The 19,660-nt window shown below is 64.5% G+C and carries 22 protein-coding genes and 1 tRNA gene; 9 read left to right on the forward strand and 14 right to left on the reverse strand.

Annotation, left to right across the window (positions count from 1 at the left end; all coding sequences use genetic code 11):
* The first annotated feature begins 60 nt into the window (after nucleotides 1–60).
* The 5 genes from B6V74_RS13980 to dxs all read left to right on the forward strand — a co-directional run bounded on the left by B6V74_RS13980 (nucleotide 61) and on the right by dxs (nucleotide 4,607).
* The gene (locus B6V74_RS13980; protein WP_075775341.1) at nucleotides 61–693 is read left to right on the forward strand and encodes a queuosine precursor transporter; all 633 of its coding nucleotides are present in this window, start codon (nucleotides 61–63) and stop codon (nucleotides 691–693) included.
* Between the two features lie 347 nt (nucleotides 694–1,040).
* On the forward strand, nucleotides 1,041–1,436 hold the full coding sequence (locus tag B6V74_RS13985) for a cytochrome c (protein ID WP_088719848.1): 396 nt from the start codon (nucleotides 1,041–1,043) through the stop codon (nucleotides 1,434–1,436).
* A 125-nt stretch (nucleotides 1,437–1,561) separates the two neighbouring features.
* Complete coding sequence (locus tag B6V74_RS13990) at nucleotides 1,562–1,798, forward strand: exodeoxyribonuclease VII small subunit (protein WP_088723137.1); 237 nt, start codon at nucleotides 1,562–1,564, stop codon at nucleotides 1,796–1,798.
* The gene (locus tag B6V74_RS13995) at nucleotides 1,799–2,665 is read left to right on the forward strand and encodes a polyprenyl synthetase family protein (RefSeq protein ID WP_075775338.1); all 867 of its coding nucleotides are present in this window, start codon (nucleotides 1,799–1,801) and stop codon (nucleotides 2,663–2,665) included.
* 19 nt (nucleotides 2,666–2,684) lie between these two features.
* Nucleotides 2,685–4,607 (forward strand): 1-deoxy-D-xylulose-5-phosphate synthase, encoded by a 1,923-nt coding sequence (dxs, locus tag B6V74_RS14000; RefSeq protein ID WP_088723138.1) that lies wholly within the window; start codon nucleotides 2,685–2,687, stop codon nucleotides 4,605–4,607.
* A 42-nt stretch (nucleotides 4,608–4,649) separates the two neighbouring features.
* On the opposite strand, the gene B6V74_RS14005 is transcribed toward dxs, so the two are convergent.
* The 5 genes from B6V74_RS14005 to mbfA form a co-directional block, all read right to left on the reverse strand.
* Complete coding sequence (locus tag B6V74_RS14005) at nucleotides 4,650–5,267, reverse strand: HAD family phosphatase (RefSeq protein ID WP_088723139.1); 618 nt, start codon at nucleotides 5,265–5,267, stop codon at nucleotides 4,650–4,652.
* Nucleotides 5,260–5,718, reverse strand: coding sequence for a YaiI/YqxD family protein (locus B6V74_RS14010; protein ID WP_075775335.1), 459 nt, complete (start codon nucleotides 5,716–5,718; stop codon nucleotides 5,260–5,262). The genes B6V74_RS14005 and B6V74_RS14010 overlap by 8 nt, the downstream gene beginning before the upstream one ends.
* Entirely contained in the window at nucleotides 5,715–6,545 is an 831-nt protein-coding gene (fghA, locus tag B6V74_RS14015; protein WP_088723140.1) for an S-formylglutathione hydrolase, read from the reverse strand. Before fghA ends, B6V74_RS14010 begins: the two co-directional genes overlap by 4 nt.
* A gap of 10 nt (nucleotides 6,546–6,555) precedes the next feature.
* Complete coding sequence (locus B6V74_RS14020) at nucleotides 6,556–7,473, reverse strand: AEC family transporter (protein ID WP_075775333.1); 918 nt, start codon at nucleotides 7,471–7,473, stop codon at nucleotides 6,556–6,558.
* Between the two features lie 127 nt (nucleotides 7,474–7,600).
* A complete protein-coding gene (gene mbfA / locus B6V74_RS14025) occupies nucleotides 7,601–8,578 on the reverse strand; it encodes an iron exporter MbfA (protein ID WP_075775332.1) in 978 nt (325 codons plus the stop codon).
* Between the two features lie 155 nt (nucleotides 8,579–8,733).
* Here mbfA and B6V74_RS19020 point away from each other — a divergent pair, with 155 nt between their 5' ends.
* Nucleotides 8,734–8,898 carry a hypothetical protein gene (locus tag B6V74_RS19020; protein ID WP_157771528.1) on the forward strand — a complete coding sequence of 55 codons (165 nt, stop codon included), beginning with the start codon at nucleotides 8,734–8,736 and terminating at the stop codon, nucleotides 8,896–8,898.
* On the opposite strand, the gene B6V74_RS14030 is transcribed toward B6V74_RS19020, so the two are convergent.
* Nucleotides 8,895–9,800 carry a rhodanese-related sulfurtransferase gene (locus B6V74_RS14030; RefSeq protein WP_088723141.1) on the reverse strand — a complete coding sequence of 302 codons (906 nt, stop codon included), beginning with the start codon at nucleotides 9,798–9,800 and terminating at the stop codon, nucleotides 8,895–8,897. The two genes, B6V74_RS19020 and B6V74_RS14030, sit on opposite strands and share 4 nt — an antisense overlap.
* A 98-nt stretch (nucleotides 9,801–9,898) precedes the next feature.
* Here B6V74_RS14030 and pncA point away from each other — a divergent pair, with 98 nt between their 5' ends.
* Together pncA and pncB are read left to right on the forward strand one after the other, a co-directional pair.
* Nucleotides 9,899–10,498 (forward strand): bifunctional nicotinamidase/pyrazinamidase, encoded by a 600-nt coding sequence (gene pncA, locus B6V74_RS14035; RefSeq protein WP_088723142.1) that lies wholly within the window; start codon nucleotides 9,899–9,901, stop codon nucleotides 10,496–10,498.
* Nucleotides 10,499–10,501: 3 nt separating this feature from the next.
* A complete protein-coding gene (pncB, locus tag B6V74_RS14040; RefSeq protein ID WP_088723143.1) occupies nucleotides 10,502–11,809 on the forward strand; it encodes a nicotinate phosphoribosyltransferase in 1,308 nt (435 codons plus the stop codon).
* Between the two features lie 4 nt (nucleotides 11,810–11,813).
* On the opposite strand, the gene B6V74_RS14045 is transcribed toward pncB, so the two are convergent.
* The 7 genes from B6V74_RS14045 to dapF all read right to left on the reverse strand — a co-directional run bounded on the left by B6V74_RS14045 (nucleotide 11,814) and on the right by dapF (nucleotide 18,574).
* The gene (locus tag B6V74_RS14045) at nucleotides 11,814–13,295 is read right to left on the reverse strand and encodes an inorganic phosphate transporter (protein ID WP_240497111.1); all 1,482 of its coding nucleotides are present in this window, start codon (nucleotides 13,293–13,295) and stop codon (nucleotides 11,814–11,816) included.
* An 88-nt stretch (nucleotides 13,296–13,383) separates the two neighbouring features.
* Entirely contained in the window at nucleotides 13,384–13,827 is a 444-nt protein-coding gene (locus B6V74_RS14050) for an NUDIX hydrolase (RefSeq protein ID WP_088723144.1), read from the reverse strand.
* Complete coding sequence (locus B6V74_RS14055; protein ID WP_088723145.1) at nucleotides 13,824–14,801, reverse strand: phosphotransferase; 978 nt, start codon at nucleotides 14,799–14,801, stop codon at nucleotides 13,824–13,826. Before B6V74_RS14055 ends, B6V74_RS14050 begins: the two co-directional genes overlap by 4 nt.
* Nucleotides 14,798–16,060 carry an aminotransferase class III-fold pyridoxal phosphate-dependent enzyme gene (locus tag B6V74_RS14060; RefSeq protein WP_088723146.1) on the reverse strand — a complete coding sequence of 421 codons (1,263 nt, stop codon included), beginning with the start codon at nucleotides 16,058–16,060 and terminating at the stop codon, nucleotides 14,798–14,800. Before B6V74_RS14060 ends, B6V74_RS14055 begins: the two co-directional genes overlap by 4 nt.
* Nucleotides 16,050–16,472 (reverse strand): alternative ribosome rescue aminoacyl-tRNA hydrolase ArfB, encoded by a 423-nt coding sequence (gene arfB / locus B6V74_RS14065; RefSeq protein WP_075775325.1) that lies wholly within the window; start codon nucleotides 16,470–16,472, stop codon nucleotides 16,050–16,052. Before arfB ends, B6V74_RS14060 begins: the two co-directional genes overlap by 11 nt.
* 42 nt (nucleotides 16,473–16,514) lie before the next feature.
* On the reverse strand, nucleotides 16,515–17,777 hold the full coding sequence (gene mtaB, locus B6V74_RS14070; protein ID WP_088723147.1) for a tRNA (N(6)-L-threonylcarbamoyladenosine(37)-C(2))-methylthiotransferase MtaB: 1,263 nt from the start codon (nucleotides 17,775–17,777) through the stop codon (nucleotides 16,515–16,517).
* On the reverse strand, nucleotides 17,774–18,574 hold the full coding sequence (gene dapF, locus B6V74_RS14075; RefSeq protein ID WP_346425922.1) for a diaminopimelate epimerase: 801 nt from the start codon (nucleotides 18,572–18,574) through the stop codon (nucleotides 17,774–17,776). The genes mtaB and dapF overlap by 4 nt, the downstream gene beginning before the upstream one ends.
* A gap of 142 nt (nucleotides 18,575–18,716) precedes the next feature.
* Here dapF and B6V74_RS14080 point away from each other — a divergent pair.
* A tRNA-Lys gene (locus tag B6V74_RS14080) sits at nucleotides 18,717–18,792 on the forward strand.
* A 75-nt stretch (nucleotides 18,793–18,867) separates the two neighbouring features.
* Here B6V74_RS14080 and fliP read toward each other — a convergent pair.
* On the reverse strand, nucleotides 18,868–19,659 hold the full coding sequence (gene fliP / locus B6V74_RS14085; RefSeq protein WP_088723149.1) for a flagellar type III secretion system pore protein FliP: 792 nt from the start codon (nucleotides 19,657–19,659) through the stop codon (nucleotides 18,868–18,870).
* Nucleotide 19,660: the final 1 nt, after the last annotated feature.

Below are 19,660 nucleotides of genomic sequence, written 5' to 3' on the forward strand. Positions count from 1 at the left end.
GCCCTTGCCCGGGCTGGTCCGGGCCATGTCTCCGCTACCATGTAAAAACGGTTGAACATCATGACCCGCTATATTCCTGGCATCATTGCCATGGCCGCAATCGTCGTGGCCTCGAACATCCTGGTGCAATTCCTCGTCGGCGACTGGCTGACCTGGGGCGCCTTCACCTACCCCTTCGCCTTCCTCGTCAATGACGTGATGAACCGTGTCTACGGCCCCGGTGCCGCGCGTCGCGTGGTCTTCGCGGGTTTTGTCGTGGGGGTGATCTGCTCGCTCATCGGCAGCCAGATCATGCTGCAGGGTGACGGCTTCACCTATCCGGCGGTGACGCTGCGCATCGCGCTCGGCTCCGGCGCGGCCTTCCTCGTGGCGCAGATGACCGACATCTTCGTCTTCGACAAGCTGCGCGACGGCGTCTGGTGGCGCGCCCCGGCGATCTCGACCCTGATCGGCGCCTCGCTCGATACGCTGATCTTCTTCTCGGTGGCTTTCTCGGCCGGGCTGACCTTCCTCGAGCCGGGCAACGACGTGTCCTGGGCGAATGAGACCCTGCCTCTGTTGGGCGTCGGGCCGACAGTGCCGCTCTGGGTGTCGCTCGCCACCGCCGACTGGCTTGTCAAACTTGCCCTGACTTTGATCGCACTGCTGCCTTTCAAGGCACTCGTCACGAAACTTTCTCCAAGACTTGCGTGATTTTTCTTGCCACACACAAAATCTGTGGCACGCTGTGGATAACGGCAACGCATGAAAGGAGGTGGTCCAGTGTCTAGAGTGATAGTGGAGAGAGGTGTCGGGACAGTGAGGGGGGCCGTGGCCTGAGGGCAAACCCTAGGGCAAAGAACCCTGACTGGGACGGCTGGATCCTTCGGACCCTAACCGGACCATCTCCGTAGATCTCGGAGGGTCATCTCGAATAGAGATGGCCCTTTTCGTGGGGCGCTCCGTAGCATACGGGGCGCCTTTCTTCGTTGACGCCGATCACAGACGTGATCACGTTTCGCGCCTAACCTTCCCCCGCGTCATCTTTGTGGGAGGATACAATGCGCTTCACTTACCTCATCGCCGCGGCATGTCTCGCCGCGACGCCGGCCATCGCTCAGAACGCCGATGTCGGCAAAGTTCTCTATGGCCAATATTGCGCCAGCTGTCATGGCGACGACGGCACCGGCACCGGGCCGATGGCCGAATATCTGACCGTGAAACCTGCCGATCTGACCGGGCTTGCCGCCGCGAATGACGGCGCGTTCCCGATGCTCAAAACGATCCACATCATCGACGGGCGCACGGGCGTGCGGGCACATGGCGGGCCGATGCCGGTCTTCGGCGAGGTGTTCATGGACCAGGGCGGGCACGGCGCGCCGTATTACACCGACGTGCTGGCCACGCGCGGGCGCGTCCTCTCCCTCGCGACATATCTCGAATCGCTCCAGAAATAGGCGACAAGACGTTCACTGCTGGGCCGGGTTCGCGGGGTGATCTCGACTCCGCGAGCCGGATATGGTTTGCAGGAAGCCGGGCGTCAGAGCCTTATTGGACGACATATCACCGGGAATGCAGATTGATGAGCGATATTAACGCGCTGAGCTTCGAAGAGGCGATGAAGGCCCTCGAGGAAGTCGTGGGCAAACTGGAACACGGCGACGTGCCCCTCGACGAGTCGATCAAGCTCTACGAGCGCGGCGCCAAGCTGAAAGAGCATTGCGCCAAGCTTCTGAAGGAGGCCGAGGCGCGGGTCGAGAAGATCACGCTCAATACCGACGGCGCACCGCAAGGCACGGCCCCCGCCGAAGGTCTGTAAATGTTCTCCTCCCGTTTGAAAGAGGTGCAGGCGGCCGTTCAGGTCGCGCTCGATGCCGCCGTGGCGCGCCAGCCGGAGGGGCCGTTGCGCGACCCGATGCATTACGCGCTGCAGGGCGGCAAGCGGCTGCGCGCCTTCCTCGCGATCGAAAGCGCCGCGATCTTCGGAATTCCCGAAGCTCAAGCGATGCCCGCCGCCGCCGCGGTCGAGGCGCTGCACGCCTACAGCCTCGTGCATGATGATCTGCCCTGCATGGATGACGACGATCTGCGCCGCGGCCAGCCGACGATTCACGTGAAATGGGACGAGGCCACCGCCGTGCTCACCGGCGACGTGCTGCAGACGCTTGCGTTTGAGCTTTGCGCCGATCCCCTCCTCGGCCCGGCAGAGCGGCGCATCGCGCTCAGCCTCGCGCTTGCCAAAGCCTCCGGCGCGGCGGGCATGGGCCACGGTCAGGCGCTCGACATCGCGGCGGAAAGTGCCACCAATCCCCTTTCGCTGAGCCAGATCACCGCGCTGCAGGCGGGCAAGACCGGGGCGCTGATCTCCTTTGCCTCCCGCGCCGGCGCGATCCTCGCAGGCGAAGACGAGGGCCCTCTGAGCGATTTCGCCGATGCGGTCGGTCTGGCCTTTCAAATTCACGATGACATCCTAGATGTGACGGGCTGCGAAAAGGCCGCCGGGAAGCGGGTCGGCAAGGACGCCGAGGCCGGCAAGGCGACCTTCGTTTCGCTGCTCGGCCTTGCTGGCGCGCGGCTCCGCGAGGGCGAGCTGATCGACCAGGCGATAGACGCGCTTTCACCTTACGGCGAGGAAGCGGAAAACTTGCGGGCCGCTGCGCGTTTCGTTATCTCCCGCGAAATGTAGCTCGCCTAGGGGGCAGCCAATGAGCGACAACCCGAACGACCAAACGGCCACGCCGCTCCTCGACAAGGTGCGACTGCCGTCCGATCTGAAAGGCCTTTCCGATGCCGAGCTGAAAACGCTCGCCAACGAGTTGCGCGCCGAGACGATCTCGGCGGTGTCGCAAACCGGCGGACATCTGGGCGCGGGTCTCGGCGTCGTCGAGTTGACGGTCGCGCTGCATGCCGTGTTCGACGCGCCGCGCGACAAGATCGTCTGGGACGTCGGTCACCAGTGCTACCCGCACAAGATCCTGACCGGGCGCCGCGACCGCATCCGCACGCTGCGCACCAAGGGCGGGCTGTCGGGCTTCACGAAGCGCTCCGAGTCGCCCTACGACCCGTTCGGCGCGGGCCATAGCTCTACCTCGATTTCGGCCGCGACCGGCTTCACGATGGGCCGCGAGCTGGGCGCTGAAACTGGCGACGCGATTGCCGTGATCGGTGACGGCGCGATGTCGGGCGGCATGGCTTTCGAGGCGATGAACCACGCAGGCCACCTGGGCAAGCGCATGTTCGTCGTGCTCAACGACAACGAGATGTCGATCGCCCCGCCCGTCGGCGCGCTGTCGAGCTATCTCACGCGGCTTTACTCCGAGGCCCCGCTGCAGGACCTGAAATCCGCCGCCAAGGGCGCGGTCGGTCTGCTGCCGGTGCCGTTCCAGCTGGGCGCGCGCCGCGCGAAAGAGATGCTGAAAGGCATCGCGATGGGCGGCACGCTGTTCGAGGAGCTCGGCTTCTCCTATGTTGGCCCGGTCGACGGACACGATCTCGATCAGCTTCTGCCGCTGCTGCGTACGCTCAAGGCGCGCGCGACCGGCCCGGTATTGATCCATACGCTGACGAAGAAGGGCAAGGGCTATGCCCCCGCCGAGAGCCGCCCCGATGGCGGTCACGCCACCGCGAAATTCGACCTCAACACCGGCGAGCAGAAGAAATCGCCCTCCAACGCCCCGAGCTACACCAAGGTCTTCGCCGAAAGCCTGATCAAGGAAGCGGCGAAAGACGAGAAGATCGTCGGCATCACCGCCGCCATGCCGGACGGGACCGGACTGAAGCAATTCGCGGGCGTCTATCCGCGCCGCTGTTTCGACGTGGGCATCGCCGAGCAGCACGCCGTCACCTTCTCTGCCGGTCTCGCGGCCTCCGGTATGAAGCCGTTCTGCGCGATCTACTCGACCTTCCTGCAACGCGGCTACGACCAGATCGTCCATGACGTCGCGATCCAGCGCCTTCCCGTGCGCTTCGCCATCGACCGCGCCGGTCTGGTGGGCGCGGATGGTGCGACCCATGCGGGCTCGTTCGACGTGGGCTTCATGTCCTCGCTGCCCGGCATGGTCGTGATGGCCGCCGCCGACGAGGCGGAGCTGGTCCATATGGTCGCCACCGCCGCAGCATATGACGACGGCCCGATCGCCTTCCGCTATCCGCGCGGAGAAGGCATGGGCGTCGACATGCCCGAAGAAGGCGTGCCGCTGGAAATCGGCAAGGGCCGGATGATCGCGGAAGGCGCGCGCGTTGCGATCCTCTCCTACGGCACCCGTCTGGCCGAGGTTCTGAAAGCCCGCGAAGCGCTGCAAGCCCGCGGCCTTGCGCCGACCATCGCCGATGCGCGTTTCGCGAAACCGCTCGACACCGATCTGATCGACCGGCTGGTGGCGGAGCACGAGGCGCTGATCTGCATCGAGGAAGGCGCGGTGGGCGGCTTCGGCAGCCATGTCGCGCAATACCTCTCGGATCAGGGCGTCTTCGATCACGGATTCAAGTTCCGCTCGATGGTGCTGCCCGACACGTTCATCGATCACGCCTCGCCGGAAGATATGTATCACTCGGCGGGCATGGATGCGCCGCAGATCGAGGCGAAGGTGCTCGAACTTCTGGGCGTTGCGGTCGCGAAACGCGCCTGAGATAAGTTTTCCTTATTTTCGAGGCGGCTGCATAAGTTCAACTTATGCGGCCTCCGCCTCCTCCAGCAGCCCTTCCTCGACCAGCCGCCGCGCCCAGCCTTCGGGCCCGTCGAAAAGATGCGTCTTCCAGCCGAAGGTATGCGCCGTCGCGATATTGTCGGCGCGGTCATCGGTGAAGATCAGATCCGAGCCGGACAGCCCCGACGCGTCCTCGACCATCTGATAGATCTTCGGATCGGGCTTCGTGACGCCCATATGGCCAGAGATGAAATCGCGGTCGAACTCGCGCAGGAACGGGTAATGCGTTGCCGCGAAATCGTAGCTTTCGATCCCGAAATTCGTCAGCGAGAAGACCGGTATCCCCTTGGCCTGCAGGGCTTTCATCAGCCGCTGCGAATGCGGGATACCCGGCGAGGCCATCTCGATCCAGTCGTCGTGCCAACGCCGGATCGCATCGCGCCAGCTCGGGTATTTCTCGGCCCATGCGTAGATCGTCTCGCGGAAGGGCGCGCCGCGGTCGATCTCGTCATTCATGCCGTGCAGATCGACCTCTGTGAACATCTGCTCGCGGGTCTCGCGCGGCATGATCCGGTCGTAATGCCGCTCGGGTTGCCATTCGATCAGCACGTTTCCGATGTCGAAGATAACTGCCTCAACCATTCTTAACCTCTCTTGCCGCCGCCCGCGCCACCCGGTCGAGCGCATCCGAGAACCGCGCCCGATCCGCCTTGGAGAACGGCTTGCCGCCGCCCTGCCGGAACGGATCGGCAGAGCGCAGATCCGCCATCAAATCCCGCGTTGCCAGAACGTTGCCGATATTGGCGGGCGTCAGGGCCTCGCCATCGGGGCGCAGGACGCGCGCGCCGGACTCGACGCATTTTGCCGCCAGCGGAATGTCATTGGTGATCACCACATCACCCACGGTCGCCCGCTCGGCGATATACATGTCGGCCACGTCCGGCCCCTGATCGACATAGACCATCTCGACCAGCGGATTGGGCGAGGGCCGCAACCCGCCGTTGGAGACCAGCATCAGCTTGATCCCGAGACGGGTCGCGACCTTCTCGGCCTCGGCCTTCACCGGGCAGGCATCGGCATCGACCCAGATCACGCCCAGAGCGCCTCGGCGTGGAACTCGATGTGGTCGGGAATGAAAGTTGAGACGAAATAGTAGCTGTGATCGTAACCTTCCTGAATCCGGAAGGTGCCGGGCTGACGGCGCGCGGCCATCGCCTCGGCCAGCGCCTCGGGCTTCAGCAGATCGAGGAACTGATCCGAGCCGCCTTGGTCGATCAGCACTTCGCCGTCGAACCCACGTTCGCGCATCAGAAGCGTGGCATCATGCGCGGCCCATGCGGCCTCGTTGTCGCCCAGATAGGCGCTGAACTGCTTGCGGCCCCAATCGCTTTGCGTCGGGTTCGCGATCGGCGCGAAGGCCGAGACGGACCGGAAGCGCTCGGGCTGGTGCATCGCCAGCGTCAACGCGCCATGCCCGCCCATCGAATGGCCGGTGATCGCCTGCCGCTCGAGATCGATCTCGAAAGCGGCGTCGATGGCGTTCGGAAGTTCCTCGGCGATGTAATCCCACATCCGGAAATGCGGCGCCCACGGATCCTGCGTCGCGTTGACGTAAAAGCCCGCGCCCTGCCCCAGATCGTAATCCTCATGGTTGGCGACGCCCTCGCCGCGCGGCGAGGTGTCGGGGAAAACGAGCGCGATCCCGTGCTCGGCCGCAAACGCCTGTGCGCCTGCCTTGGTCATGGCGTTCTCATGGGTGCAGGTCAGTCCCGAGAGATACCACAGCACCGGAACCGGCCCGTCCTCGGCCTCGCGCGGCAGGAACAGCCCGAAGGTCATCTCGCAATCGTTGACCTTCGAGGCGTGCGAGTAGACGCCTTGGACGCCTCCGAAACAGCGGTTTTCCGAGATCGTTTTCATCAGAGCCTCCTTAGCCGTGAACCCAGTGGATGACCGCCGGAACCGTGAGGATCGAGACGGCGGTCGAGACGAGGATGGACGCCGAGACGCGCTGCGGCGCCACCCCGAAATGCTGCGCCAGAATATAGACATTGCCCGCGACCGGAAGGGCGGCGGCGGCGATCATCACGCCTGCCGCGAAGGGATCGACGTCGAAGATCAGAAGCGACGTGATCGCGATGGCCGCCGGATGCAGGAAGAGCTTGCCGAAGGACAGCCAAACCGCCGGCGCGGGTTTCTCCGCCGATTTCCCCGCGAGCGACGCGCCAATGGCGAACAGCGCGCCCGGCGTGGCGGCGGCGCCCAAAAGCGTCATGAATTCCTCAAGCGGACCCGGCATCGGCAGCTTCAGCCCCGCCCAGGCGAGCCCCGCCACCATCGAGACGATCATCGGGTTCTTCACAAGCCCCAGCGCGATCGGCGCGAGAGAGACCTTCCCGTGCCGCGCGGCGGTGATGAAGATCGTGATGATCGAGGAGAACACGATCAGATCGCAGCTCAGCACCATCAGCACCGGCCCGACCGCTGCCGGTCCCAGCAGCACCACCAGCATCGGCACGCCGAGAAAGCCGGTATTGCCGGTCATCGAGGTATGCGCCTCCATCGCCGAGAGCGCGGTGGGCAGCTTGCGCGCCTTGGCGACTGCGAAACTGATCAGCCAGACCGCGCCCGAGCCGGTCAGATACGCAAGGATGAACTGCGGATCGACGAGCGCGTCCAGATCGAGATTGGCGGAGAATTTGAACAGCATCGCCGAGAGCGCGAAGTAGAAGACGAACTTCGTCAGCCACGCGGTCGCCTCGGCGGTGAAAAAGCGGATCTGTCCGGCGAACCAGCCAAGCCCGATCAGGGCGAAAAAGGGCAAGGTCTTCAGAAAGATCTCGAGCATGGCCAAGGGCTAGCATGCGCCTTTGGCAAGTGCCAGATACGGAATGTGACCCATGTACCCGTGGAAAGGCGGGGATGCCTCCGGCGGGGATATTTTCGCCAAGCCGAAGGCAAATCGCAGGTCGGCGTCAGCCGCCGCCGATCAAGACACCGGCCGCAAAGACCAGCGCGCCGCCGAGCACGACCTGGAAGGCCGCGCGCAGGAAGGGCGTTTCCATGAAGCGGTTCTGGATCCACGCGATCGCCCAGAGCTCGATGAACACGACGATGATCGCGATGGTGGTCGCGGTCCAGAAATCGGGGATCAGGTAGGGCAGCGCGTGGCCCAAGCCACCCAGCATGGTCATCACGCCCGAGGCGATGCCGCGCTTGATCGGCGAACCGCGGCCCGAGATCACGCCGTCATCATGAGCGGCTTCGGTGAAGCCCATCGAGATGCCCGCGCCGACCGAGGCCGCGAGGCCCACGAGGAAGGTGGTCCAAGGATTTTGGGTCGCGAAGGCGGTGGCGAAGATCGGCGCGAGGGTCGAGACCGAGCCGTCCATCAGTCCGGCGAGACCCGGTTGCACCCAAGTCAGGATGAACTGGCGATGGGCCTGACGGTCTTCTTCTTCCTTCTCGCTCTCGGGCAGATGCGTGCCGGTCAGCTCTTCGGCCTTCTTCTCGTGGCCGAGTTCGGCTGCGGCGAGATCGCCCAGCAACTCGCGCGTGCTGGCATCAGAGCTACGCTGGGCGGCGAGCGTATAAAACTTGCCCGCCTCGCGCTCCATCGCCTCGGCCTCGCCGCGGATCGTATCGAGTGATAGGTTCTTCGTCAGCCAGATCGGTTTGCGGTTGTAGAAGCCCGCGACATGCTCGCGACGGATCAGCGGGATTACCTCGCCGAAACGCTCCGTGTGCCGGGCGATCAAGAGGCGGCGATGCTCGTCTTCCTCTTTCGCCATCTCGTCGAAAATCTTCGCGGAGCCCGGAAACTCATCGCGCAGATGCTCGGCATATTGGCGATAGATGCGCGCGTCGTCCTCCTCGGAGGAAATCGCGAGCGCAAGCACTTCCTGTTCGGAGAGATCGTCGAAACGGCGGCGTGACGCGAAACCGGGAAGCATGGGAGGCCCTCTTTTTTAGAACGGTTCTAAAATAGGCGGCTTTGCCTCCAGTGCAAGGCAGTATTTTGAACCATTCAGTTCATTAGGTCTTGATTTCCGAACCGAACGGTTCATATTGCATTCCGAACCAAGTAGTTCAGTTATGGAGAACCGCTATGAAACGTCTCGCTTACGCCCTTGTTCTGTCCGTGTTTGGCGCGACTGCCGCGTCGGCTGGCGTCGGGGATTTCTCGCTGCCGCGTCTGGACTTCCCGACCACCGGGGCTCCGACCGTCACGCAAGGCTGCAACGATCTGACGCAGGTCTGCGCGGATAATTAATCGCGTCCAAGATGCGCTTCGCCCCGCTCGGCGGCGAGGCGCATCTGACGTTCGCGCTCGCGGAAGCGGTCGCGATCGGCATCGGAATACTCGCCGATGCAGCGGTGACAGGAGACGCCTTCCTCGTAATCGGGGTGGCGTTTGTCTTCCGCGGAAACCGGACGGCGACAGGCGTGACAGCTGTCGTAATCGCCTTGCTTGAGGCCGTGGCGCAGGCTCACGCGCTGATCGAAGACGAAGCAGTCGCCCTGCCAGAGCGAGCCGTCTTCGGGCATGTCTTCGAGATATTTCAGGATGCCGCCCTTGAGGTGATAGACCTCGGGCACCCCTTCCGAGAGCAGGAAATTCGTCGATTTCTCGCAGCGGATACCGCCGGTGCAGAACATCGCGACGCGCTTGTTATGGAAGCGATGCGCATTGTCGCGCCACCATTGCGGAAATTCGCGGAAGCTCTTCGTGCCGGGGTCGATGGCACCCTCGAAAGTGCCGATCTCGATCTCGTAATCGTTGCGCGTATCGATCACCACCGTGTCGGGCGAGGAGATCAGCGCATTCCAGTCCTGCGGCTCGACGTAATGGCCGACGCGGGCTTTGGGATCGATATCGGGCTCGCCCATCGTGACGATCTCGCGCTTGAGCCGCACCTTCATCTTGCCGAAAGGCATCTCGGCCGCCGCGCTTTCCTTCCATTCCAGATCGGCGCAGCCCGGCAAGCCGCGGATATGCGCCAGCACCGCATCGATCCCTTCACGGGTCCCGGCGATCGTGCCGTTGATCCCTTCGTGCGCGAGCAGGAGCGAGCCTTTCACACCTTGCGCGCAGGCAAGCTTCGCCAGCGGGGCCTTCAAGGCCTCGGGGGACTCGAACCGGGTAAAATGGTAAAGGGCGGCAACGGTGAACATGGGCCCCGCATTAGCGCCGTGCAGGGGCATTAGGCAAGAGCCGTTGACCATGTGGGGCCCGCGCCCTACCCATGGAGAGACCCTGCGGGAGAGACAAAATGACCAAAGCCCTGATCGTGATCGACGTGCAAAACGATTTCTGCCCCGGCGGCGCGCTGGCGGTAGCGGGGGGCGACGAGATCCTTCCGCGCGTGAACACGCTGATGACCGAGTTCGACACCGTGGTGCTGACGCAGGATTGGCACCCGGCGGATCACTCTTCTTTCGCGAGCCAGCACGAAGGCGGCGCGCCCTTCACGCAGATTCACATGGAGTATGGGCTGCAGACCCTCTGGCCGGATCATTGCGTCCAAGGCAGCAAAGGGGCGGAGTTCCACCCCGATCTCGCCGTGGACCGGGCGCAGCTGATCATCCGCAAGGGGTTCCGGCGCGGCGTCGACAGCTATTCGTCTTTCTTCGAGAACGACCACAAGACGCCGACCGGGCTTGCGGGCTACCTGCGCGACCGGGGCGTCGAAGATCTGACCTTCGTTGGGCTCGCTACCGATTTCTGCGTCGCGTGGTCGGCGCTGGATGCTGCGAAGCTGGGCTTCCGCGCGACCGTGATCGAAGGCGCCTGCCGGGCGATCGACCTCGACGGCTCGCTGCAGGAGGCGCACGGCGAGATGCGCTCTGCCGGTGTGAAGTTGGAGGCCTGATCCATGGTCGACATCGCGAGCCGCGTCTATAACCACAAGTGGAAGATCGACCCGATCGTGCGGTCTCTGATCGACACCGATTTCTACAAGCTGTTGATGTGTCAGTCTATTTTTCGCAATAAGCCGGAGACGCGGGTCAAGTTCAGCCTGATCAATCGCAGCAAGTCGATCCGGCTGGCGGAGTTGATCGACGAGGCGGAACTGCGCGAGCAGCTCGATTATGCACGCTCGTTGAAACTGTCGCGCGGGGAGAGCACCTGGCTGCGCGGCAACACGTTCTACGGCAAGCGACAGATGTTCCGCTCGGATTTCATGGAATGGTTCGAGGGCTATCAACTGCCGCCCTACCATCTGGAAAAGCGCGACGGGCAATATGAGCTGACCTTCGAAGGCAAGTGGCACGAGGTCATGCTCTGGGAGATTCCGGCGCTCGCGATCCTGATGGAGCTGCGCGGTCGGGCAGTGCTGAACACGATGGGGCGGTTCGAGTTGCAGGTGCTTTATGCCCGCGCGATGACGAAGGTCTGGGAGAAGATCGAGGCGCTGCGCGAGTTGGATCACCTGCGGATCGCGGATTTCGGCACACGGCGGCGGCACAGCTTCCTGTGGCAGGACTGGTGCGTGCAGGCGATGCTCGAAGGCTTGGGCGACATCTCCGAAGGGGGCGCGTTCACCGGGACCTCGAACTGCCTGATCGCGATGCGGCGCGACATCGAGGCCGTGGGCACCAACGCGCATGAGATGCCGATGGTCTATGCGGCGCTGACCAATAGCGATGCGGAGCTGGCAAAGGCGCCCTACAAGGTGCTCGCCGATTGGCACGAGGAGCATGACGGCAACCTGCGTATCATCCTGCCCGACACCTACGGCACGAAGGGTTTCCTCGATCACGCACCGGATTGGCTGGCGGGCTGGACCGGTATTCGCATCGATTCGGGCGATCCGGCGACCGGCGCGGATATCGCGATCGACTGGTGGAAGGCACGCGGCGAGGATCCGCGCCAAAAGCTGGTGATCTTCTCGGACGGGCTGACCGTCGACAAGATTCGCGAGTTGCACGCGCAGTTCGCCGGGCGCGTGAAGGTCAGTTTCGGCTGGGGTACGCTGCTGACGAACGACTTCCGCGGGCTGGTGCCGCATGACGCGCTTGCGCCGTTCAGCCTTGTCTGCAAAGCGGTCGAGGCCGATGGGCGTCCGACGGTGAAATTGTCGGACAATCCCGAAAAGGCGATGGGGCCGGAGGCGGAAATCGCCCGCTACAAGCGCGTCTTCGACGTCGGCCAGCAGCAGGCGATGAAGGTCATGGTCTGAGCGATCAGGTCATCGCGTTGAGGATCAGGTAGAACACCGCCGAGAGCGCGGCCGAGGCCGGGACGGTCACGATCCACGCCGTGGCAACAGTCATCATATGCGAGCGGCGCACCAGTAGGCGGCGTTTGCGCTCTTCCGGCGGGACGGGTTTGCCCTTGCGGGTGCCCAGCTCACGCGCGCGTTTCTCGGCGTGCCACTCGCGGTAGAAACCCACGCCGAAGATGCCGCCGACCGCGATATGCGTCGAGGAGACCGGCAGACCCAGCCAGGACGCCACGATCACGGTGATCGCCGCCGACAGCGCCACGCAATAGGCGCGCATCGGGTTGAGCTTGGTGATCTCGTTGCCGACGAGGCGGATCAGCTTGGGCCCGAACAGCAACAGACCGAAAGAGATGCCAAGCGCGCCCACGGCCATCACCCAGAACGGGATGTCGACCTGCGCCGCGATATCGCCCTGCTCCACCGTGTGCACGATGGCGGCGAGCGGACCCACCGCATTGGCGACGTCATTCGCACCATGGGCGAAGCTCAGCAGCGCAGCAGAGACGACGAGCGGCAGGCCGAACAGCGTCTTGAGGGACTTCTTGCGATTCTCCATTCCCTCGGATTGGCGGCGGATCATCGGGATCGTGATCAGCCAGCCCACAAGACCGGCGACGAGCCCGATCAGGACGGCCTCGACGATCGTGATCTTGAACAGGTGCTTCAGGCCCTTGAGCGCGAGATAGGCAGCGAAGGCCCCCGCCATGATCCCGATCAGGATCGGCACCCATCGCCGGGCGGCCGCGATCTTGTCGTCGACATAGATCACCTTGGACTTGATAAGTGCGAGGAAGGCCGCCGCGATCACCCCGCCGAGGATCGGCGAGATCACCCAGCTTGCCGCGATCATCCCCATCGACGCCCAGTCGACCGCGCCGAAGCCCGCGGCCACGATGCCCGCGCCGACGACGCCGCCGACGATGGAGTGCGTGGTCGAGACCGGCGCGCCCAGCCATGTCGCGAGGTTCAGCCACAAAGCCGCCGCCAGAAGCGCCGCCATCATCGCCCAGACGAAATGCCCGGAATCGGGCAAGACGGTGGGTTCGATGATGCCTTTCGCGACGGTCTTGACGACATCGCCGCCCGCGACGAGCGCGCCCAAGCTTTCGAAGATGGCGGCGACGATCAGCGCCCCGATCAGCGTCATCGCGCGTGAGCCCACGGCGGGGCCCATGTTGTTGGCCACGTCATTGGCGCCGATGTTGAGCGCCATATAGGCCCCGATCGCGGCAGCGAAGATCACCACCAGCTGGCCAGGCTGACCTCCCACCAGCACGGCGGCCACCAGTCCGGCGAGCACGATGAAGGCCAGCGCGACTCCCGGCGCAACCATGCCGCGCGCCACGAATTGCGCGGCGCTTTCGACACGACCGATCCGCTTGAGATCCTTGTCGAGCGTTTTCCACTGATTGACGCGGGACTCGTTGTCTTGATTGGCCACCGTCACGAACCTGTCATCTAATTGTCAGAACCCGCGCGGGGTAACGGGTTTGACCCGCTGTGACAAGGCGTCAGGCCCGTTTCGGCGCTCAGAGCTTGCGCAGAATTTTCTGCAGCTCCTCTTCCGCCACAAGCTTCGCGGCCTCCTTCGGCGCGAACCATTTGCGCTTGCGCTGATGTTCCTCGGGATAGGACTTCATCAGGGTCTCCACCCGCAGCGGGAAGACGACGACATCGGTGGGCGTCGCCAAGCCGCTATCAAGGATCTTGTCATAACGGAATGCCCCGGCGGGCTCCTTGTCGATCTTGCCGACCACTCCGGCCTCTTCCCACGCCTCCTGCTTGGCTGCGCCGGACAGCGAGCGTCCCCGCATCGGCCAGCCTTTGGGGATGACCCACCGCCCGGTATCGCGGGAGGTGATCAGCAGAACCTGGGTCTTTCCGTCACGGATGCGCAGACAGAGCGCGCCCACCTGCAAAGAGGCGGGACGATAGCCCAGCAGGCCCTTGGCGACGGATTTCGCCCATTTCATCGACTGGTCTCCCATGGCGGCGTACGGTTCTCCAAATGCTGTGCGAGATCAAGCGCACGTTCTACATATAGTTCTTGGCGCGGATCGGAAGGCAGGGCCCGGGTCACAATCCAGCCAGCGGAGGCGAAGGCCCTCAGCGCCACGAAAAGCGGCAGGAGTGCCTCCTGATCGGGCGGAAGCGGTCGCAGGCTGCGATAGCCCTCGACGAGCCCAGCCGCCTGTTCGCCCCAAAGCGGGTCGCCCCAGCCCTGCACCAGCGCCGTCGCGAGGTCGTAGAGCCGGTAGCCCGGCCCGCAATCGTCGAAGTCGATCAGGGCGAGCCCGTCCGGCGTCGACAACACGTTCTCACGCAGGCAATCGGCGTGGATCGGACCATAGTCCTGTGCCTGTGCCAAAAGCACACGCGCAAGGTCGCGGCCCGAGGACAGCGTTGTGGCCTCAACTTCCGAAAGCTGAGGATGTTCCCAGAAACGACCCCAAAGCGGACGCTCCCCCAGAAACCCCTCGCCATCCCACGGGTTCCGGTCGAACCCGTCGGGCGGGGCGGCATCGCTGCTGATGTGAAGCTGCGCGATGAGGCGACCCAGCGCCTGGGCCTCGGCGCGCACTGCTTCTGGCGTCCCGGCGAGGGGCTGATCGCCCGCGCCGATCGGCGTCCCATCCAGCCAACCCACGCAAGAGGTGACGCGGTCCTCCACGAGCCCTGTCAGAGCGCCCTCGCTCGTGCGCACCGGGCGCGGCACCGGCATCCCCTGATCGGCGAGGCTTTCGCACCAGCGCAACTCGGCCTCGACCCCTTCGCGGCCCTGATAACCGGGCCGGTGCAAACGCAACGCGACATGGCGTCCATCCTTCAGATGCGCCTCGAAGACGATATTCTCGCGGTTCTTCACCAGTCGCGGCGGCTCGGGCGCACCTCCCCATGAAGCGAGGGCAGACTCCGCCATCGCCCGTGCGGTCTCGTCCGAGATCATGCAGGAAGCTCCTCGAAACTCTGCGAAAGCTTCTCCAGAATTTCATCGGCATCGCTGCGATTGAAGACCATCGGCGGGCGGATCTTGAGAATGTGTTGCGCCCGGCCCACCCGGCCCATCAAGACATGGCGCTCGCGCATCGCCTCGACGATCCGGCCAGCAGCTTCGCTGGCGGGCTCGCCGTCCCGCGCCAGTTCGATCCCGAGGAACAGGCCAAGGCCCCGCGTGTCGGCGATCAGCGGATGGGACAGGTCGCGCAGCCCTTGCAGAAGGTAGTCGCCGACCTGTGCCGCGTTCTCCTGCAAGCCTTCGTCCTCGATCACCCGCAACGTCTCCATTGCGGCTGCGACCGAAACGGGATTCCCGCCGAACGTGTTGAAATAGCCGAAAGCCTCGCGGAAGGCGCCCATCACCTCGGGCGTCGCAACAAGGCCAGCGACCGGGTGCCCATTGCCCATCGGCTTGCCCATCGTGACCACATCAGGCGTGACGCCCAGCCATTCGTGCCCCCAGAAATGCGAGCCGATCCGGCCGAAACCCGGCTGCACCTCGTCGCACAGGATCAGCCCGCCCGCGCGGCGGATCGCCTCGACGGTCGGGTCTAGGAAACCGGGCGCGATGCCGGGCATCCCCTCATTGGCGAAGATCGGGCAGAGCATGAGCCCCGCGAAGCCGTGGCCGCTCTCCTCCAGCTCGGCAATCGCCTGCGCGACGTTGGCCGCAAAGGCTTCGGACTGTGCCTCGAGCGATCCGCCCAAGGGGGTAAGACTGTCGGGCGCCGGCACCCGGCGGATATGGTCGGGCCAGCCCCCGATCGGCGGGCGGCGGGTCGACAGATGCGCGACGGCGGTGGTGTTGCCGTGATAGGTGTTGTCGGTCGCGATGAAGCCGCGCTTGCCGGTCACCGCCTGCGCCATGCGCAAAGCGACGTCGTTGGCCTCGGACCCGGTGCAGGTCATCAGAAGCTGACCGTCGAAGGCGAACTTGCCCAGCAACGCCTCGGCATAATCCAGAATGCCCTCATGCAGATAGCGCGTGTGGGTGTTGAGCGTCGCAGCCTGTTCGCAGATCGCCTTCACGATGCGCGGATGGCAATGGCCGCAATGGGCGACGTTGTTATAGGCGTCGAGGTAGCGCTGGCCGTCGGCGTCGAAAAGCGAAGCGCCCTCTCCCCGCACGATCTCCACCGGGCGGTCGTAGAAGGTCGGCACGTTCGGCCCTAAAAGCCGTTCGCGCCGGTCCAGCAGATCACTCCCCATCCGAGACCTTCCCGCGCAGCGCTTTCTTCTCGCCGTGAATCGCCTTGGCCTTCAGACGCCGCTTCTTCGAGCCGAGCGTAGGTCGGGTCGGGATGCGTTTCTTGGGCTTTTCGCAGGCCTTTCGGATCATCTCGGCGAGGCGGTCGCGCGCGATCTCGCGGTTGCGCGCCTGACTGCGCGTGTCCTGCACCAGCAGCAAAAGCGCGCCGTCGCTGGTCCATCTGCGCCCCGCGATCCGGCGCAGGCGGTTCTTCACCGGTTGCGGCAGATGCGGCGAGCGTTCGGCCTCGAAGCGCAGCTCCACCGCGGTCGAGACCTTGTTCACATTCTGCCCCCCTGGACCTTGCGCCCGGGTGAAGGTTTCGGTGATTTCCCAATCCTCGATGGTTATCTGATCGTTGATCCGCAGCATGGGCCACAAGCTAGCTCACGCTGCGAAAAACGAAAGCCCCCTTTACCCCGCCAGCAACCGCGCCCCGTCATGGCCAGTGATGCGCACGCTCATCAGCGTGCCTTCGGGCTGGTCGATCTCGAATGCCACCTCGGCAAAGCCTTCGGTGCGCGCGACGCGCGGGGTCTCGGTCAGCACGCGCTGTTCGGTGCCGAGTTGCGCGTCGAGATGGGCGGCCAGCGCGGCCTCGCCCTTCGCGCGCAGCCGGGCCGCGCGCTCCTTGACGATCGGGCCTTTCACGGCGGGCATCCGCGCGGCGGGCGTGCCCTTGCGCGCGGAGTAGGGGAAGACATGCAGGAAGGTCAGCCCGCAATCGTCGACGAGCCGCAGGGAGTTTTCGAACATCTCCTCGGTCTCGGTCGGGAAACCCGCGATAATATCCGCGCCGAAGACAATCCCGGGGCGCAGCTTGCGCGCTTCCTCGGTAAAGGCGATGGCGTCGTCGCGCAGGTGGCGGCGCTTCATCCGCTTGAGGATCATGTCGTCGCCCGCCTGAAGGCTGAGATGCAGATGCGGCATCAGACGCGGCTCACTAGCGATCGCGAGCATCAGGTTCTCATCCGCCTCGATCGAGTCGATGGAGGAGATGCGCAGGCGCGGCAGGTCCGGCACGAGGCGCAGGATTCGCATCACCAGATCGCCCAGACGCGGCTCACCCGGCAGGTCCGCGCCCCAGGAAGTCAGATCGACCCCGGTGAGGACGACCTCGTTGAAGCCGCGATCCACGAGGCGCTTGATCTGCTCGACCACGACGCCCGCCGGGACGGAGCGCGAATTGCCGCGCCCGAAGGGGATGATGCAGAAGGTGCAGCGGTGATCGCAGCCGTTTTGCACCTGCACATAAGCGCGATGGCGGCCGAACCCATCGATCAGGTGACCGGCGGTCTCCTTCACCGACATGATGTCATCGACCATCACCCGCTCGGTCTCGCCGATGAAATCGGGGCCTTGTGGGGCGAGCTGCGCCCAGGTGTCGGCCTGCATTTTCTCGTGATTGCCGATGATCTTGGTGACCTCGGGCATCGCGGCGAAGGTGTCGGGCTCGGTCTGCGCAGCGCAGCCGGTCACGATCACCGGCACGTCCGGATTCTCGCGCGCGAGACGGCGGATTTCCTGCTTGGCCTTGCGCACGGCCTCGGCCGTCACGGCGCAGGTATTGACGACCACGGCCCCTTCGAGCCCGGCGCCTGCAGCCAATTCCTTCATCGCCTCCGTCTCATAGGCGTTGAGACGGCAGCCGAGAGTCGAGAAAACGGGCGGTTTCATATCGCGTCCAGAAAATCTTGGGTGAGGGTCGCATCGAACACATGCGCGGTGGGGCCGGTCATCCAGACGCCATCGTCGCGCCAGTCGATCTCCAGCTGGCCGCCATCGACATCGACGAGGACACGCTTGCCGGTGAGGCCACGCAGATGCGCAGCGACGGCGGTGGCGCAGGTGCCCGAGCCGCAGGCGAGCGTGATGCCGGTGCCGCGCTCCCAGACGCGCATCCGCAGATGGTCGGGGCCGATCACGCTGGCGAATTCGACATTGGTGCGCTCGGGGAACAGGGGATCATGCTCGATCACCGGGCCCTGGCGATCCACTTCGACCGCCTCGGCATCGTCCACGAAGAAGACGCAATGCGGGTTGCCCATGCCGACCGCGATCGGGTCGCCGCCCAGCGGCAGATGCGCGGGATCGATGCCGGGCAGAATCGGAATTTGCGCCGCTTCGAGAATCGGCGCGCCCATATTGACCGAGACCATCCCGTCCTCGCGCCGCACCGCGCTGAGGTGCCCGCGTTCGGTCACCAGCGTGACACTCTCCCGACCAAGCTGGCGCATCATGTAATCGCTCACGCAGCGGGTCGCATTCCCGCAAGCGCCGGCCCGCGTGCCATCGTTGTTCCAGAAATCGAGCGTGAAATCAGCCCCTTGGGCGGGGCGGATCACGGCGAGCTGGTCGAATCCCACGCCGCGATGCCGATCACCGAGCGCACGCGCGAGCGCAGGCGTGACCGGATCGTCGCCCGCGCGGGCGTCGATCACGACGAAGTCATTGCCGAGCCCATGCATCTTCATGAAGGGCAGTCCGCTCTGTATGCGCTTTGTATTCATGGCGCGCGATATACGCCTGCGCCAAGGTTTTTTCCAGATGTGCAATTTTTGTGAATTTTATGCCTTGACCCCCCCGGCGGGGGTTTGTAGAGACGCGCCCTGTGATGGGCCGTTAGCTCAGTTGGTAGAGCAACTGACTTTTAATCAGTGGGTCGCAGGTTCGAATCCTGCACGGCTCACCATCACCCTCAGAAACCCGGGCTTCGGCCCGGGTTTTTGCGTTTTGGGGTCTGCGGTTACGTGAGCCGCCCTCGGCGTCAGAAATAACTGCGCACCAAGGCCCCCGAGAGCAGCACCCAGCCGTCGGCCACCACGAAAAAGGCGAGCTTGAACGGAAGCGCCACGACCGCAGGCGGCACCATCATCATCCCCATCGACATCAGCACCGCCGAGACGACGAGGTCGATGATCAGAAACGGCAGGTAGACGAGGAAGCCGATCTGGAAGGCGCGCGTGACCTCGGACAGCATGAAGGCGGGCACGAGGGTCGAGAGCGGCGCGGCATCGAGGCTTGTCGGGGCTCCCGTCGCGGCGGTGCCGTTGCGCAGATCGGCCAAGGCCGCGAAGGTGTCGGGATTCGTGCGCCCTGCCATGAAGATGCGGAAAGGCTCTATCCCCTTCGTAAACGCCTCCTGCCAGTCGATCGCGCCTTCGACCAGGGGCTGGCCCGCGACGCGCCAACTCTCAAGGAAGACAGGCTCCATGATGAACCATGTCAGGAATAGCGCGAGGCTGATGATCAACATGCTTGGCGGCGACTGCTGAAGTCCGAGGGCTTGACGCAGAATCGACAGCACCGTGACGATGAACGGGAACGCAGTCACCATGATCGCGAGCCCCGGCGCGAGGCTGAGAAGTGTGATTGCCGCGATGATCAGCAGCGAGCGCCCGGCGAGGCTGTCGCCCTCCCCGACAGAAAGCGTGATGTCCTGGGCCTGCGCCGGCAGGGCCGCGAGGATTAAGGTTAAGGCTGCCAGCAGGACAAACCTTGGCGCTGGAGAGCGCGCGAGGCGGACGTCGGGAACGGCAAAGGGTAGGCGGCGAGGCATG

The sequence above is a fragment of the Thioclava sp. F42-5 genome (assembly GCF_002213195.1).
GTDB classification, from domain to species: Bacteria; Pseudomonadota; Alphaproteobacteria; order Rhodobacterales; family Rhodobacteraceae; genus Thioclava; species Thioclava nitratireducens.

What these genes read in the sequence shown, in the direction of transcription:
- B6V74_RS13980 (WP_075775341.1), top strand. Translation starts at nt 61, where the DNA reads ATGACCCGCTATATTCCTGGCATCATTGCCATGGCCGCAATCGTCGTG.
- B6V74_RS13985 (WP_088719848.1), top strand. Translation starts at nt 1,041, where the DNA reads ATGCGCTTCACTTACCTCATCGCCGCGGCATGTCTCGCCGCGACGCCG.
- B6V74_RS13990 (WP_088723137.1), top strand. Translation starts at nt 1,562, where the DNA reads ATGAGCGATATTAACGCGCTGAGCTTCGAAGAGGCGATGAAGGCCCTC.
- B6V74_RS13995 (WP_075775338.1), top strand. Translation starts at nt 1,799, where the DNA reads ATGTTCTCCTCCCGTTTGAAAGAGGTGCAGGCGGCCGTTCAGGTCGCG.
- dxs (WP_088723138.1), top strand. Translation starts at nt 2,685, where the DNA reads ATGAGCGACAACCCGAACGACCAAACGGCCACGCCGCTCCTCGACAAG.
- B6V74_RS14005 (WP_088723139.1), bottom strand. Translation starts at nt 5,267, where the DNA reads ATGGTTGAGGCAGTTATCTTCGACATCGGAAACGTGCTGATCGAATGG.
- fghA (WP_088723140.1), bottom strand. Translation starts at nt 6,545, where the DNA reads ATGAAAACGATCTCGGAAAACCGCTGTTTCGGAGGCGTCCAAGGCGTC.
- B6V74_RS14020 (WP_075775333.1), bottom strand. Translation starts at nt 7,473, where the DNA reads ATGCTCGAGATCTTTCTGAAGACCTTGCCCTTTTTCGCCCTGATCGGG.
- mbfA (WP_075775332.1), bottom strand. Translation starts at nt 8,578, where the DNA reads ATGCTTCCCGGTTTCGCGTCACGCCGCCGTTTCGACGATCTCTCCGAA.
- B6V74_RS19020 (WP_157771528.1), top strand. Translation starts at nt 8,734, where the DNA reads ATGAAACGTCTCGCTTACGCCCTTGTTCTGTCCGTGTTTGGCGCGACT.
- B6V74_RS14030 (WP_088723141.1), bottom strand. Translation starts at nt 9,800, where the DNA reads ATGTTCACCGTTGCCGCCCTTTACCATTTTACCCGGTTCGAGTCCCCC.
- pncA (WP_088723142.1), top strand. Translation starts at nt 9,899, where the DNA reads ATGACCAAAGCCCTGATCGTGATCGACGTGCAAAACGATTTCTGCCCC.
- pncB (WP_088723143.1), top strand. Translation starts at nt 10,502, where the DNA reads ATGGTCGACATCGCGAGCCGCGTCTATAACCACAAGTGGAAGATCGAC.
- B6V74_RS14050 (WP_088723144.1), bottom strand. Translation starts at nt 13,827, where the DNA reads ATGAAATGGGCGAAATCCGTCGCCAAGGGCCTGCTGGGCTATCGTCCC.
- B6V74_RS14055 (WP_088723145.1), bottom strand. Translation starts at nt 14,801, where the DNA reads ATGATCTCGGACGAGACCGCACGGGCGATGGCGGAGTCTGCCCTCGCT.
- B6V74_RS14060 (WP_088723146.1), bottom strand. Translation starts at nt 16,060, where the DNA reads ATGGGGAGTGATCTGCTGGACCGGCGCGAACGGCTTTTAGGGCCGAAC.
- arfB (WP_075775325.1), bottom strand. Translation starts at nt 16,472, where the DNA reads ATGCTGCGGATCAACGATCAGATAACCATCGAGGATTGGGAAATCACC.
- mtaB (WP_088723147.1), bottom strand. Translation starts at nt 17,777, where the DNA reads ATGAAACCGCCCGTTTTCTCGACTCTCGGCTGCCGTCTCAACGCCTAT.
- dapF (WP_346425922.1), bottom strand. Translation starts at nt 18,574, where the DNA reads ATGAAGATGCATGGGCTCGGCAATGACTTCGTCGTGATCGACGCCCGC.
- fliP (WP_088723149.1), bottom strand. Translation starts at nt 19,659, where the DNA reads ATGCCTCGCCGCCTACCCTTTGCCGTTCCCGACGTCCGCCTCGCGCGC.